Raw genomic sequence first — 14,553 nt, 5'->3', positions numbered from 1 at the left:
CGCGCAGGGCGGCCCGCTGCGCGTCGGCGTCGGCGGCCATCCGCTCCATCACCTCGCGGGCGGCCAGGTCGAACGGCCTGCGGCGCGCGTCGGCGTCGGCGGGGGACGTCGCGGTCGCCTGGTGATCGCGCCACTGGGAGTGAATCCGGCTCACCTGGGACTGCGCGTCGGCGGCGATGCTCGACATCGCGGCCACGGCCCCGGCGTTGCCGTCGGCGGTCTCGCCCGCCGCCGACAGGTGACCGGCGTGGCGCCCCAAGCCGCCGAAGAACGCCTCGGCCGCCGCCCCGCCCCAGCTGGAGCGCGCCTGGCCCAGGCGGGTGTGCATCGCCGTGGCGTATTCGCCCAGCAGGGAGGCCAGCCGCCCCCAGTCCTCGGCCTGCGCTGTCAGCTCGTGTGGACGGTCGGGGTCGACGATCTCGTTGAGATCCTCGACGGTGTAGGCGTCGAACTCGCCCATCGCGATGTGCTCCTCTGTGTTTAGTCGCTTGTGGATGCGGGTGGGTTCATGGCGCGGTCGACGTCATCGATGTCGGCGCCGTTGAGCGCGTCCTGGTCCCCGAAGGCGGTCACCACCGCATGCGCCGAGGCGCTCATGTCGTGCAGCGTCTGGGTGGCGCGCCGCAGCATCGCGACGGCCCGCTGTTGGGTCTCGCGGTGGCGGCGCACGGCGTGACCGGCGGGGACGTTGCGTTCGTCGACGCCCCAAGCGGACTCGGACCCGCCCTGCTCGAAGCGGCCGATCAGCCGCGCCGCCTCGACGCGGAAGCTCGCGGCGTCGAGCCGCAGCGCCTCGGCCAGCGAATACACGTCGTCGGTGCGCATCGACACCGGTGGGGTATGGGACATCAGGAGACCAATCCTTCGGGGAATCACGTTCCCACCAGGCTTCCCCGCGGCGTTTGGCCCTCGATTGGTCGGCACTTGGCTCCCGCGCGCGGCGCGCCAATCGCGCGCCAACCGTTGACCAAACCCGCCAACCCAGGCTGGTGACCGACACCGAACGGAAGGGAGCCCGCCGTGGGCAGTCTCGACGAGGAGTTCGATCGCGCCAGGATCCGGCTCCAGTCGCGCGACAAGTCGGTGCGCGTGATCGCCGACCTGAACGCGACGGTGACGGTCGAATTCGCGCCCGACAGGTACGGAACGCACAGCGCCGAGGAGCTGGCGCACCAGCTGGCCACCATGCTGCGCCACTGGCAGACCGCCGAACAAGTGGCCTTCGACGCCGCCGTCAAACGCTCGACCACATCGACGACAGGAGAAGTCACGACATGAAGACCACGCTCGAGGCATACCAGGCCGAGGTCCGCGCCATAGTCGCGCGTGGACACTCCGAGGAGGGCTGGGTCCACATGCTGCGCGACGCCAACGGCAACTTCGACGTCGTCATCGACGACCGCTACTACCGAGCCGGCGAAACCGAAACCGCCGCCGAGATCGCCTCGGCGCTCAAGGCCGTCCTGGCCGACCACAGGAGACAGTACTTCGCGGTTCGCCGCGACCACTTCGGACCCGATCTCGGTCTCGTCGGGGAGGTGCGGTCATGACCCAGCTCGGTGGACTCAAGGTCGAGACCCGGCAGTTGGCCGGATTCGGGCGCGACCGGATGAGCGACGCGATCGTGTGCGACGTGCTGCCGCAGGCGCTTGTGGACGCCGCCGACATCCCCGCCCAGGCGTTCGGGCAGCTACCCGAGACCGTCAAATACCACGCGGAATGGCAGAAGCTGCTGCACGCGCGAACCCCCGAGTTCGTCACCCTGCGGGACCAGCTGTGGGGCCAGGGCGGCGCGCTGATGGGCATCGCGGCGGCGTACCAACACACCGACATCGAGGCGGCCTACGACATCAGCGCCAGCCGCGGAAACCTCGACGGCAAGGGCGGCAACGACATCACCCCCTACGTCAACACGAAGCTCCCGCCGATCTCGTGCCGACCCGGGGCCGCCCCGGCCTTCCCGCCGCACAGCCGCTCGAACTTTCACTTCACGTACCCCGCCGGCCAGGCGGGGCTTCCCTCGCTGAAACGGCTCCCGGACAGCAGGATCGAAACCGGCACCGACATCGGCCAGCACCCGAACGGCTGGCTGACGCCCGACTCGAAGGGTTCGGTCAGTATGCCCCGGTACCAAACCAACAAGGGGCTGGAGGACGACCAGCTGAGTTCGCTGGTCGACGACAACCTGCCAGATCTCCTCAAGGCCGACGCGATCGCTCAGTCCTTGGGCCTGACCCCGCCGATGACGGGCAGGATCATGAAGCTGTACCTGTCCAGCCCCACCGTGATCAAGACCCGCTCGGCCGCCTGCGACGGCATCGCCAACGTGGTCGAGGACATCAACAGCAGCTTCGCGCTGAGCTACCGCGGGCTGCGGGACGAGTGGTGGACGCACACGCCCGGCACCGGCACGGGGTCGGCGGGCGCGTACTACAACGTCGCCTCCGCCACCCAGACCTACATGTCGGACATCGTGACATCTCTGCGCTACATGTCCGCCCAGGGCAAGGCGATCTCCGAGATCATCGAGGCGATGCGCAACGGTTACGGCGACGCGATCATCGGGAACCTGACGTCGCTGACCGAGGCGATCACCGCGTATCTCAAGGCGATCTCCAGCGGGGTGGGATCGGCGGGTTCACCCGAAACCATTGTCAAGGGTGCCCTCGACTCGTTCGTCAGCGCGCTCAGCACCGGCGTGCAACATCGACTGAAATCGTTGGCGGAGGGTTTCGGCGCCGAGGCGAAGACGCTGCTGCCCAAGTCGCGCTACGACGGCTACCGCCTGGAGCACTCGGAGTCGAAACCCTTCCCCTCCAAGACCGTCGATCGCAACCACGACCACAAGCCCAACGACTACTCCTGGAAGACCCCGAAGGACTGGCGCCCGCACACGAACCACCCGTCCGAGTCCGACTACTAGTCTGGTCACATGCGATTCGGGGTGCTGGGGCCGTTGACGGTCTCGGGGAGCCCCGACGAAGCGGACATCCGGGCCGCCAAACAGCGCCTGCTGCTGGCGATGCTGCTGACCCGCCCCGGGCAGCCCGTCTCGGTCGATCGGCTGGCCGAGGCGCTGTGGAACGGCGAGCCGCCCGCCGACGTGAGCCGCTCGGTGGCCTGGCACGTCCACAAGCTCCGCAAGGTCATTGGCGCCCAACGCGTACAGCGAATCTCCGACGGCTATCTCATCGACCTGACCGACGACGCCTTCGACGCGCGCGACTTCGAATCGCTGTACCGCGCGGGATGCCGCGACACGGACCCCGCGCGGGCGGCGGGCTCGCTCGCCGAGGGCTTGGCGCTGTGGCGGGGACCCGCCTTCGGCGACCTGGCCGACCTCGGGGCGGTGCGCGAGGAGGCCACGCGGCTGGACGCGATGCGGCTGATGGCCTTGGAGCGCCGCGTCGACGTCGACCTGGAGCTGGGACGCCACGCCGACCTGATCGGGGAGCTGACCGTCATGCTCGGCGAGCATCCCGCCAGCGAGACCATCCGCGCGCAACTCATGCTGTCGCTGTACCGCTGCGGGCGCCAGGCCGACGCGTTGCGGATCTACCGGGAGGGGCGGCGGCTGCTGCGCGACGACTACGGGATGGACCCGGGGACCCGGCTGCGGCGCCTCGAACAGGCCATCCTGCGCAACGACCCCGAACTCGACCCGCCGCCGGTCGATCCCGCCGCGCCCGCGAGGGCCGAGCGCGCGGTCCCCGAGGCGGCCGACCAGCCGTCGCCGCCCGACACCACCGACCAACCCGTGCCCGCCGAGCTGCCCGCCGACCTGGGGTCCTTCACGGGCCGCGCCGCCGAGGTCGCGCGGCTGGAGTCCCTGGTGCGCAAGGAAACCGTCGTCATCCCCGTGATCACCGGCATCGGCGGCGCGGGCAAGTCCACCCTGTCCGTCCACATCGCGCACCGGCTCGCCGCGGAATTCCCCGACGGCCAGCTCTACGTCAACCTGCGCGGCGCCGACCCCGCCGCCAGGCCCGTCGAACCCGCCGCGGTGCTCGCCCGCTTCCTGCGCTCGCTGGGCGTCGGCGCCCCCGCCGAATCGCCCGACGCGGCCGAGCTTTCGGCCCGGTTCCGTTCGGCCACAACGGACAAGCGCCTGCTGATCCTGTTGGACGACGCCCGCGACGCCGACCAGGTCCGGCCGCTGTTGCCCTCCGGAGGGAGCTGCCGCGTCATCGTCACCAGCCGATCCTCCCTGGCGACCTTGAACGGCGCCCTGCCGCTGCGGCTCGGGCCGCTGCCGGCCCCGGAGGCCAGCCAGATGCTGTGGCGGCTGCTCGGCGAGTGTGCCGCCGACGACGCGACCGTCGCCGAGATCGCGCGCCTGTGCGGGCACCTGCCGCTGGCGCTGAGCGTGGCCGCCGCCCGCCTGCGCCGCCAACCCCGCCAGCCCGCCGCTCGACTGGCCGAGCGGCTGTCCGCCGAGCGCGACCGCCTGTCCGTGCTTCGCCTGGAGGACAAGGACGTTCGCGCCAGCTTCCGGGTCAGTTACCTCGACCTCGACGACCCGGCGGCGGAGCGGATGTTCCGGCTCCTGGGTCTGCACGCGGGCGCCGAAGTGAGCCTCCCCGTCGCCGCGGCGCTGGCCGATCTGCCCATGCTGGACACCGAGGACCTGCTGGAGACCCTGGTGGACGCGTGCCTGCTGGAATGCCGCGAACCCGAGCGCTACCGCGGCCACGACCTCCTGCGGCTGTTTGCGCGGGAACTGTTGTCCGACAACGACTCCGATGCCGAACGGCGCGCCGCCGAGGTCCGAATGGCGCGCTGCTACCTGTCGCTGGCCCGCCACGCCCTCGAGGTGCGCGGCGCCGACCTCAACCCCGGCACCGATCCCCGCATCGCCGCACAGTTCCGATCCGAGATGGCCAAACGCGTCGCCCTGAACCCGCCGACGCCGCGCCCGCCCGTCGGCTTCGGGTCCGGGGCCGAGGCCCGGCGCTGGGTCGATCGCGAATTCGGCAACCTGCTCGCCCTGATGCGCAACCCGGGCGCCGCCACCGCCGAGGCCGCGGCACTGCCGGCTACCGTGCTGCCGCTGCTGATCCGGCGGGATCGTGTGGCCCGGATGCGCGAACCGCTGCTGTGGGCCGCGGATCTCGCCGACCGCGACGGCGACCCGTCCGCCCGCTTCCACGCCCACTACGACCTCGGCAACATCCTGTCCCGCCACAACGCCGCCCTCGCCGCCGACCACTACGCCGAGGCGGGGCGGGCCGCCGGCGACGCGCGGGACCCCGAGTGGGAGGCGATGGCCCAGGTGCATCGGGCCGAGGCCCTGGTGCGCTGCGGCTGTGCGGCGCGGGCCATCGACATCCTGCGCGCGTGCGTGAAGGCCACGCGGGAGTCGGGCGACCCGGTGGGGGAGTCGGGCGCCTGGATCGGGCTGGCCGCCGCGCATCGACAGCTCGACGAGCGCGAGCGGGCGCTGGACGACCTGCGGCGGGCCGTGACCGTCGCGCGGGAGGGGGGCCACGACTTCCATCACGCCGAGGCGCTCGACGCGCTGGCGCAAATGTACATTGCGGACGGACGCGCGGCGGAGGCGCTGCCGCTCAACGCGAACGCGCTCCAGCTGGTGGAGGCCATGGACCTGGCCGACACCAACGTGCACGCGGTGTACCTGTGGACGGCGGGCGAGGCGTTGGAGGCGCTCGGCCGCGACGTCGACGCCCGGGTCTGCCGGCTGCGCGCCCTGGAGATCCTGAAGGCGCTGCGAGTGATCACCCCCGCCGAGGCCCTCGATCTCGCCGAGGCGCGACGGCCCCACCGGCCCCGGGCGCTGTCGTTGTGAATCGGGCAAAATTGGCGGTCACGGTGAGGCGAGCAGGGAGGACCATTGCGATTCGCGGTACTCGGGCCGTTGGAGGTGTCCCAACACGACGGTGAACTGGAGCTGCGCGCGGCCAAGCAACGCCTGTTGTTGTCGGTCCTGCTGACCCAGCCCGGCCGCCCGATGCCCGTCGACCGCATCGGCGCGGCGCTGTGGGCCGACCGGCCCCCGGTCTCCGTCGACCGCGCCGTGTCCTGGCACATCCACAAGCTCCGCCGGCTCCTGGACGACGACAACCGGATCAGGCAGTCGGCCGACGGCTACGCGATCGACGTCGCGGTCGATGAATTCGACGTCCATCAATTCGACGCGCGGCGCCGCGCGGCCGCCGACGCGGCACCCGAGGCGGCCGCCGAACTGTTGGCCCGCGCGCTCGGGTTGTGGCGCGGCACGCGCCCGTTCGGCAGGCTGACCGACCACCCCGGCCTGCGCGCGGAATCGCTACGCCTCAACGAGACCCGACTGTCCACCATCGAATCGCGGGTCGAGGCCGACCTGGCCATCGGCCGACACGGCGACCTGATCGACGAGCTGACGGGCCTGGTCGCCGAACACTCCACAAGGGAGAGGTTTCGCGCGCAGCTCATGCTCGCCCTGTACCGCTCGGGCCGCCAGGCCGACGCGCTGCGGGTGCACCGCGAGGGCCGCGAGGCGATGATCGAGGAGCTCGGGCTCGAACCCGGCGCCGAGCTGAACCGCCTCGAACGCGCCATCGCCGACAACGATCCGATCCTCGAGCTGACGTCCACGCCGCCCACGGCCACGACGGTGCGCGGAGGGCACCCCGCGCCCGCCGAGCTCCCCGGCACCGTCCGGGGATTCACGGGCCGTCGGTCCGAATCGGACCTGCTGGGATCGGCGCTGACGGGCCCGGGCGGAAACGCGGCGCGCGTGTGCGCGATCTCGGGCGGCCCCGGCGTCGGCAAGTCGGCCCTGGCCGTCCACGTGGGACTCGGCGTCGCCGGGGCGTATCCCGACGGCCAGCTCTACGCCCACCTGGCGGGCGCGACCCCGGGCGCCACCCCGACGCCCGCCGAAGAGGTCCTCGCCCGGTTCCTGCGCTCGCTCGACACCGCCGCCCCGCCCGCCCTCGCCCTGGACGAGCTGGCGGCCCGATTCCGCTCGGTGACGGCGACGAAGCGCCTGCTGGTCGTCCTCGACGACGCCCGCGACATCGCCCAGATTCGGCCCCTGCTGCCCGCGGGCCACGGCTGCGGCGTGATCGTCACCAGCCGCCGCACGCTCGCCACCCTGGACGAGGCCACCCAGGTCGGTCTGGCGACGTTCGCTCCCGAAGAGTCCCAACGGTTCCTGGTCGAGACCATCGGCGCGCGACGCGCCGAGACCCAGGCCGAGGACGTCGCCGAACTCGCGGACCTGTGCGGGCACCTGCCGCTGGCGTTGCGGCTCGCCGCCGCGCGCCTCCTCGTTCGACCACAGTGGCCCGTGGCCGCGATGGTGCGGCGCCTGTCCGACGAGAAACGCCGCCTGACCGAGCTGCGCGCTGACGACCGCGCGGTCGCCGCCAGCATCGCGGTCAGCCACCTCGCGCTGCGCGAGGACCCGAGCACCGCCGACGCGGCGCGCCTGTTCGATGCCCTCGGCCTGCATCCCGGCATCGACATTGACGCGCACGCCGCCGCGGCGTTGCTGGACTCCACGGCGTTCGACGTCCGAACGGCGCTGGAGACGCTGTGCGACGTGTCGCTGCTGGAGGAGACCACCGCCGATCGCTTCCGCATGCACGACCTGGTGCGTCTGCACGCGCGCGAGAACGCGCAGTCCACGGCGGTCGATGCGTTGGCGCTCAAGCGTTTGCGGCATCACTATCTCGCGTGTGCCCGCAACGCGTTGCGAGCACACGCGCCGTATCTCGAGGGCCGCCTGGCCTTGCCGCCGCGCGAGCTTTGCCGAGACGCCATCCCTTGGGACTCAACGGCGGCGGCCTACGAGTGGTTCGGCGATGAGATCGACAACCTGGTCGCCGTGGCTCGTCAGGCGGTGCCCGTCGACCAGGACCCGCGGTTCGTCGACACGCTCACGTCCACCATCTTTCCCGTGGGCGCGGGACTGGGCCTGCACCTGCGCAAGTTGCTCGCTCTCGCCGAGCTGGGCCTCGAAGCGGCCACGGTCGCGGAGAACACCGATCGCCAGATCGCCGCCCTGCTCGCGGTGGGAGAGACCCATGGCATGTTGTGGCAGTTCGACAAGGCCATCGGGCCCTTGGAAAGCGGGCTGGCGAAGGCCGGCGCATCCACCAACCGACGACGAGAGATCACGGCGCTGGTTCTGATCGCGAAGGTCCTTCGGCTGTCGGGCGACGCCCCGGCCGCCCTGGACCGACTGGACCAGGCCAGGGAGTTGAACAGGCGAGACGGAACCGATGTCCTCGAGGACCTGATTCGCGGCCAGCGGAGCATCGCGTACGCCAAACTGGGCCGATACGACGAGGCGATCGAGGAGTATGAGGACAGGCTTCGCGCCGTTCGGGACCGAAACGATGATCATTCCGAGATGATGATTCGGATCAACATCGGCTATTACCATCGGCGCGCGGGACGCCCCGAACGGGCCTTGGCCGAGTTCGGACGCAGCGCGGAACTCTCCCAACTGCTGGGTACCACGGAGACCACGTCCCACGCCGACATCCTATGGGGCAGGGGAGAGGCGCTCGACGACGTGGGCGACCACGACGCGGCCCTGAGGTGTTGGGCCGAGTCGGCGACGCTCCTGGAGCGCCTCGACCAGATCACCGCCGACGAACGCGACGCCATCATCGCCGACCCCCGCCCCGACATGCCACAACCGTTGCGCCCGTTATCCCTCGACGCCCGACCCCGTCACCGTCCCCGACGGTTCCCGCTCAGCGTCTCCACCGCCGTGCGCACCGCCGACAGGCTGGAGAACTCCCGCAGGTCGAACGTGGTCGCGCCGAAACCCTTGGCCGACACCGTCACCACGTCCTCGTCCAACGCGATCCGCATCGGCCGGGTCCACGGCACCACCGTGCCGTCCACCCGCAGCCCGTCGCCCGACACCTGAACCGCCCCGAAGTCGAACTCCCCGCCGTGGTCCAACGCGGTCTCCATGCCCTGCAAGAGAAATGACGTGTAACAGTCCATGATGGGCATCGCCGCCCTCTCGAAGAGCCCGGGGAAGTCCGCGTACAGGTCGGGGGTGTCCTGGCGCAGGACGGTGCGCCCGCCGTCCCCACCGACCACATAGAACCGATGCTGGAACACACGGTTGTAGCCCTTGGTGGTGGTGTACCCCGTGACGCGACAGATGTCCTCCCAACGGAACGCGGTGACCTTCCCGCCGCGGCGAAACATCCCACCGATGCGCCAGCCCCCGCACACCAGGCCGCCGTTGTACAGCGCCAGCATCCTGTTGTCGTGGGGCGACGCCGCGCGGTACCAGCGCGGCATGCCCGCCAGCCCCGCCTCCTCGGCGGCCTGGCGCATGCGAGCGGCGAGCTCTTTGAGCGCCGCGGGCGGCCGACCGCTTCCCCCGTCGGCCACGAGATAGCTCGGCGTGTCCACCGCGACGTCGGCCGAGGTCGCCTCGCGGTGCAGGTGCCTGACGAGCGCCACGAGCAGGGGAGCGCTGATCAGTTCCCTGGTGTAGAGGTAGACCTCGGGCTGCCAGCGGTGCCTGCGCTGAAAGAGGATCCGGGCCTTCTCCACCCGCACCGAGACGAGCTCGTCCCACGGCAACATCACCCCCGGCGCCGCGATCCCGTCGATCCCGAACGCGATCGGCCCGACGTCGAGGCGCTCGCCGCCGTCGACCGCGGCTCGCCACGCCGCCAGCACGTGATCGGCGTACGCGCGGCTCAGCGCCGCGACCGTGGCCTCGTCGGCCCGCGACAGATCGAGCCGGGCGCCGCCGCGGTGGATCCCCGAGATCCTCAGATCCGCGAGCGCGGCGTCGACGTCGTGGTGATGCATCACCGCCGAGTCGTCCCAAGCCAGCACCTCGAGGCCGTCGTCCTCGGTGGACACGGCGACGCCGTTGCCGTACAGCAATACCCGCCGCGACCCGACGGCGTGCTCGCCGAGCTCGCCCCGCAGCCCCGCCGCGAGCGCGCCCTCGCGCACCCGCGGCCCGAGAGCCGTCACGCGTACCGCCTGATCTCGGGGGTGTCGACCTCGACGGAGACGTGGCCGGGCACGATCGCCCGCAGCGCCGCCACCACCTGGCGCTCGTGGGCGTCGACGGTGTGCGTGGCGAACAGCTGCCAGCGGTTCACCTGCCACAGCGCCGCGGGCAGGGGCGTGCCGTCGTCGGCGTCGATGTGGGCCGCGGGCTCGGCGACCAGCCAACGCACGCGCGTGTTCTTCAGGGTCGGGTCGCGCCGCCACGGCATCTTTGCGCCATTGGGCCAGCGCTCGGTGATGCGCATCGTGGCGATGTCCGACCACGGCAGCGCGATCTCCTGCCCCGCCAGCAGCACGTCGACCCCCGCGTCGGTGAGCGTGACCCGAAACGGGCTCGACCATTGCGCGACGCTGAGGATGCTGACCAGCAGGCCGATGGGTCCGAAGACGGCCAGACCGACGCTGATGATGTAGTCGAAGGTGTACACGGCCTTGACCCAGAACAGCACGGCGCCCGCGCACAGCCCGAGTGAGATCACGATGAAGGCGAGGCTGAGCGTCAGATTGCGTTTCAGGCCATTGAATTCGGTGCGCATTCGCGCGGAACGCTCGGACATGATGTCGCCTTTCGTCGGTTGCTCGGACCCCCAGGTTGGCCCGCGTCGTTTGACCCGCGATTGGCTTTCGATTGGCTGAATTTCTGGCGCCGAATAGCACGCCGACTTTTCAGTACATACTTCGTAAGCGTCCACTTATCGCACTGTGGTATGACTTGTCCCCCAAAGGAATCCTTTCACCGATGAAGGAGCTTCATGACCAACCCTCGCGTGCTCGGCACCGCGCGGCGATGGCTGACCGCCTCGCGAAGCCGCCTGGCCGTGTTCATCGTGGCGATCGTCGCGGTCCTGGCGGCCACGGCGACGTCCCTAGTCTGGGCCGACAATGAATCAGGAAACGACCACAGTCCCAAGGCGACCGGGGAATTCCTCAATCCGCTCAACGGCGGCGCCGACCCGACCATGGTCTATTACAAGAAGAACTACTACCTGTCGACGACCCAGGGCGACCGGCTGTCGATCTGGAAGTCGGGAAGCCTCGGCGATTTGATCACGGCGCCCAAGAAGGACGTTTTCGTCGACTCCGACAACAGCCGCAACAAGCAGGTGTGGGCCCCGGCCCTTCAGCGCTTCGAGCGCCCCGACGGTCCACACTGGTACATGTATTACACGGCCAGCGACGGCACCGACGCCAATCACCGGATGTACGTGATCGAGTCCGACGGCGACGACCCCGCGGGCCCGTATCACTTCAAAGCGAAGATCGCCGACTTCGGCGAGTACGCCATCGACGGCGAACCCTTCATGCTCAACGGAAAGCCGTACTTCATCTGGACCGGGCCCGGCCGCGGCCAGCCCGGCCCGGCGCAGCTGTACATCTCGCCGATGAGCGACCCGTGGACGACGTCCGCCGACCGCGTCGCGATCCCGGCCGCCGGCGGCTGCGACGAGGTGCGCGAGGGCCCCACCGCCCTGTACGGCAAGGGGCAGACCTTCCTCACCTACTCCTCTTGCGACACCGCGAAACCCGACTATCAACTGTGGATGAAGAGCATCGCCGACGGCGCCGACCCGATGAACCCGGACTCGTGGAAGCAGCACGACGGCCCGATCTTCTCCCGCAACAACGACGCCGGCGTCTACGGCCCCGGGCACCACGCCTTCTTCAAGTCACCCGACGGCAAGGAGGACTGGATCGCCTATCTGGGCAAGAACACCGACAAGCGGACCCCAGCGTATCGCACCACCCGCGCCCAGAAGATCTCCTGGAACGCCGACGGCACACCGAATCTGGGTTCGCCGGTCGCGGCGGGCCAACCCCAGAAGCTCCCCTCGGGCGATCCCGGCCCGGGCGTGCGCGCCATCAACGACACCGACCAGGGCGCGGGCGACGCGCAGGTGGAGTACTCCGGGGATTGGAAGTCCGGCAACGGTTGCGGCAACCAGTGCTACAAGGGCGACGATCACTTCAGCAACAAGGCCGGATCGACGGCGACGTTCACGTTCACCGGCAAGCAGATCGCGCTGTTCAGCGTCCGCGATGTCGGCAACGGCACCGCCACCTTCTCGATCGACGGCGCCAAGGATTCCGAACCGGTCGACTACTACAGCGGTGTGAGGGTGGGGGAGAACCCCAACTACATCAGCCCGAAACTCGGTGCGGGCAAGCACACCCTGAAGGTGACCGTCACCGGTAACCACATCGATTCCTCCAGCGGCTCGTACGTCAGCATCGACCGCGCCGTGGTCTTCGATTGATTCGAGGCCCCGACCGTCCCGCGCGGGACGGTCGGGGCGACTTATTGCCCGTACCATTTTATTATGGACAAACTAGACAATCACATTATGGACAAAGCGCGCGAAGCCACCTGACCAGCATTTCTTTTGTCTCACAACGCATTGCGAAGGTCGTTGTAGACATCTAGTCTGCGTTGATGAAGAGATTGTTGAAGCGAAGAAATCTCGTCGGCGCGGGAGCATCCATTGTGGTCGCGGCCACCGTGGCCTCCGCGATTGCCGTCGGCAACGCCAACGCGGACGCCGCCGACACCTTCCCGTCCGCCGACGCCTGCCACGTCGACAACAACAACATGCCCTCGGGCGACTGCGGAGACTTCAAGCAGGTGTTCGCCGAGGACTTCTCCGGCGACACCGTGCCGGTGGGAGCGTTCTCCGACTGCGACCACAACGTCGACACCGCCGACGCGTACTGCGGCGGCCTCGCCGACTACGGCAAGTACGCCGACGACTGGTGGGCCTACCCGGTCGGCTGGGACGACACCGCCAAGAGCGGCGCGGACGGCAACGGCGGAGCACCCTACGGCGGCACCTACCGCGCCGACAAGACCGTGTCGGTCGGCGGCGGCTACGACGGCACCGGCACGATGACGGTCAACATGTACCGTCCCGACTCCGGAGACGACAACTACGTCGCCGCCGTCGTCCCCCGCAAGTGCATGGACCGCAAATACGGCAAGTACAGCGAGCGGTTCAAGGTCACCAAGAACGACGGCGGGTTCAAGTCGGCGCACCTGTTCTACGACGGGAACTACGAGATGGACTTCCCCGAAAACGACTACGGCGACAAGATCAGCGCCTACACCCACCCCGGCGAGGACAACTTCGACACCGGGGTCGCCTGGACCGGCTCCGCCCACTCCACCTCGATCGAGTGGACCCCCGGCCACGTCAAGTACTACCTCGACGGCAAGCTGGTCGGAGACGCCACAAAGGACATCTCCGACATCCCGATGTCCTGGATTCTGCAAAACGAGTCGTCCATCGTCGGCCCCTACGCCGATCGCGGCGCCCACGCCGAGCTCCAGACCACCTGGGTCACCTGCTACAGCTACAACTCCTGACTCACACCCGGCGGCGGTGACGGCCTCGTCCGTCGCCGCCGTTCGCGTGCCGGCGCGGGCGTTCATCGGGGAGGATGTGCGGTGTGAGCCCTGCGCTGGCGGAGACGTTGGCGGTCGTCCTGCTGGCCGTCGTGCTCGGCTGCGCCGTGGCCCGTCCGTGGGGCTGGTCGGAGGCGATCGTCGCGGTTCCCGCCGCCGGCGTCCTGGTGGCGACGGGGGCGATCTCGGTCGATCACGCCCTGGACGAGGCGGCGCGGCTCGGTCCGGTGATCGGGTTCCTGGCGGCGGTGCTGGTGCTGGCGCAGCTGTGCGACGACGAGGGGCTGTTTCGGGCCGGCGGGTCGTGGATGTCGCGGGGCGCGGCGGGGCGACCGCGGCGGCTGTTGACGCAGGTGTTCGTGCTGGCGTCGGTGATCACCGCGGTGCTCAGCCTGGACGCCACCATCGTGCTGTTGACGCCGGTGGTGTTCGCGACCGCCGCACGGCTGGGAACCCGCCCGCGGCCGCACGTGTACGCCTGCACCCACCTGTCGAACACCGCGTCGGTCCTGCTGCCCGTCTCCAACCTCACCAACCTGCTGGCGTTCGCCGCCAGCGGCATCGGCTTCACCCGCTTCGCCGCCCTGATGACCCTGCCGTGGCTGGCGGCCGTCGGCGTCGAGTACGCCGTTTTCCGCGGATTCTTCGCCACCGACCTGGACGCCGGGGCGCGGGCCCCCGCCGCGACCGAGCCGCCGACCCAGGCCCCGATCTTCGCGATGGTGACGGTCGCGGGCACCCTGGCCGGGTTCGTGGTCGCCTCGGCGCTGAGCTTCAACCCCGCCTGGGCGGCGGCCGCCGGCGCCGCGGTGCTGGCGGTGCGCGCCCTGGCCCGGCGGCGCACCACCCCGCGCGCGATCCTGCGCGCCGGCGCGCTGCCGTTTCTGGCTTTCGTTGTGGCTCTGGGGATCGTGGTGCGCGTCGTCGTCGACAACGGCCTCGACACCGCCCTGGGCCGCCTGGTGCCGAGCGGCGACGGACCGCTGGAACTGCTCGGCATCGCCGTGGTGGCCGCCGTCCTGGCCAATCTGATCAACAACCTGCCCGCCGCCCTGGTCCTGCTGCCGCTGACGGTTTCGTCCGGACCGGGCGCGGTTCTGGCTATGCTGCTCGGGGTGAACATCGGCCCGAATCTCACCTACGCGGGCTCG

At 70.0% G+C, this 14,553-nt stretch carries 10 protein-coding genes and 1 pseudogene; 8 read left to right on the top strand and 3 right to left on the bottom strand.

The features are described 5' to 3' along the window. Positions 1–460, bottom strand: a pseudogene (locus VE172_RS16440) (hypothetical protein); the annotation flags it as partial. A 20-nt stretch (positions 461–480) separates the two neighbouring features. Beyond that, the gene (locus VE172_RS16435) at positions 481–849 is read right to left on the bottom strand and encodes a hypothetical protein (protein ID WP_324803018.1); all 369 of its coding nucleotides are present in this window, start codon (positions 847–849) and stop codon (positions 481–483) included. A gap of 171 nt (positions 850–1,020) precedes the next feature. Here VE172_RS16435 and VE172_RS16430 point away from each other — a divergent pair, with 171 nt between their 5' ends. The 5 genes from VE172_RS16430 to VE172_RS16410 are packed head-to-tail and all read left to right on the top strand — an operon-like array spanning position 1,021 to position 8,887. After that, positions 1,021–1,278 carry a hypothetical protein gene (locus VE172_RS16430; protein WP_324803017.1) on the top strand — a complete coding sequence of 86 codons (258 nt, stop codon included), beginning with the start codon at positions 1,021–1,023 and terminating at the stop codon, positions 1,276–1,278. Beyond that, positions 1,275–1,550 carry a hypothetical protein gene (locus VE172_RS16425; protein WP_324803016.1) on the top strand — a complete coding sequence of 92 codons (276 nt, stop codon included), beginning with the start codon at positions 1,275–1,277 and terminating at the stop codon, positions 1,548–1,550. The genes VE172_RS16430 and VE172_RS16425 overlap by 4 nt, the downstream gene beginning before the upstream one ends. Continuing rightward, complete coding sequence (locus tag VE172_RS16420; RefSeq protein ID WP_324803015.1) at positions 1,547–2,923, top strand: hypothetical protein; 1,377 nt, start codon at positions 1,547–1,549, stop codon at positions 2,921–2,923. Before VE172_RS16425 ends, VE172_RS16420 begins: the two co-directional genes overlap by 4 nt. A gap of 9 nt (positions 2,924–2,932) precedes the next feature. After that, positions 2,933–5,806, top strand: coding sequence for an AfsR/SARP family transcriptional regulator (locus VE172_RS16415; protein ID WP_324803014.1), 2,874 nt, complete (start codon positions 2,933–2,935; stop codon positions 5,804–5,806). A 45-nt stretch (positions 5,807–5,851) separates the two neighbouring features. After that, on the top strand, positions 5,852–8,887 hold the full coding sequence (locus VE172_RS16410; protein ID WP_324803013.1) for an AfsR/SARP family transcriptional regulator: 3,036 nt from the start codon (positions 5,852–5,854) through the stop codon (positions 8,885–8,887). A gap of 1,075 nt (positions 8,888–9,962) precedes the next feature. On the opposite strand, the gene VE172_RS16405 is transcribed toward VE172_RS16410, so the two are convergent. Next, the gene (locus tag VE172_RS16405) at positions 9,963–10,562 is read right to left on the bottom strand and encodes a hypothetical protein (RefSeq protein WP_324803012.1); all 600 of its coding nucleotides are present in this window, start codon (positions 10,560–10,562) and stop codon (positions 9,963–9,965) included. Between the two features lie 195 nt (positions 10,563–10,757). On the opposite strand from VE172_RS16405, the gene VE172_RS16400 reads away from it, so the two are divergent. From VE172_RS16400 to VE172_RS16390, 3 genes are all read left to right on the top strand, one after another. Further along, entirely contained in the window at positions 10,758–12,260 is a 1,503-nt protein-coding gene (locus VE172_RS16400; protein ID WP_324803011.1) for a glycoside hydrolase family 43 protein, read from the top strand. Positions 12,261–12,436: 176 nt separating this feature from the next. Continuing rightward, complete coding sequence (locus tag VE172_RS16395) at positions 12,437–13,363, top strand: glycoside hydrolase family 16 protein (RefSeq protein ID WP_324803010.1); 927 nt, start codon at positions 12,437–12,439, stop codon at positions 13,361–13,363. A gap of 74 nt (positions 13,364–13,437) precedes the next feature. Further along, on the top strand, positions 13,438–14,553 hold a 1,116-nt coding region (locus VE172_RS16390; protein WP_349258416.1), incomplete at its 3' end, for an SLC13 family permease.

This window comes from Stackebrandtia sp., assembly GCF_035643755.1.
GTDB lineage: Bacteria > Actinomycetota > Actinomycetes > Mycobacteriales > Micromonosporaceae > Stackebrandtia.
This window is presented reverse-complemented; position numbering and strand designations above follow the sequence as displayed.

Excerpts from the sequence above, each read along its gene's own strand:
- VE172_RS16435 (WP_324803018.1), bottom strand. The coding sequence starts at position 849 with ATGTCCCATACCCCACCGGTGTCGATGCGCACCGACGACGTGTATTCG.
- VE172_RS16425 (WP_324803016.1), top strand. The coding sequence starts at position 1,275 with ATGAAGACCACGCTCGAGGCATACCAGGCCGAGGTCCGCGCCATAGTC.
- VE172_RS16420 (WP_324803015.1), top strand. The coding sequence starts at position 1,547 with ATGACCCAGCTCGGTGGACTCAAGGTCGAGACCCGGCAGTTGGCCGGA.
- VE172_RS16415 (WP_324803014.1), top strand. The coding sequence starts at position 2,933 with ATGCGATTCGGGGTGCTGGGGCCGTTGACGGTCTCGGGGAGCCCCGAC.
- VE172_RS16405 (WP_324803012.1), bottom strand. The coding sequence starts at position 10,562 with ATGTCCGAGCGTTCCGCGCGAATGCGCACCGAATTCAATGGCCTGAAA.
- VE172_RS16400 (WP_324803011.1), top strand. The coding sequence starts at position 10,758 with ATGACCAACCCTCGCGTGCTCGGCACCGCGCGGCGATGGCTGACCGCC.
- VE172_RS16395 (WP_324803010.1), top strand. The coding sequence starts at position 12,437 with ATGAAGAGATTGTTGAAGCGAAGAAATCTCGTCGGCGCGGGAGCATCC.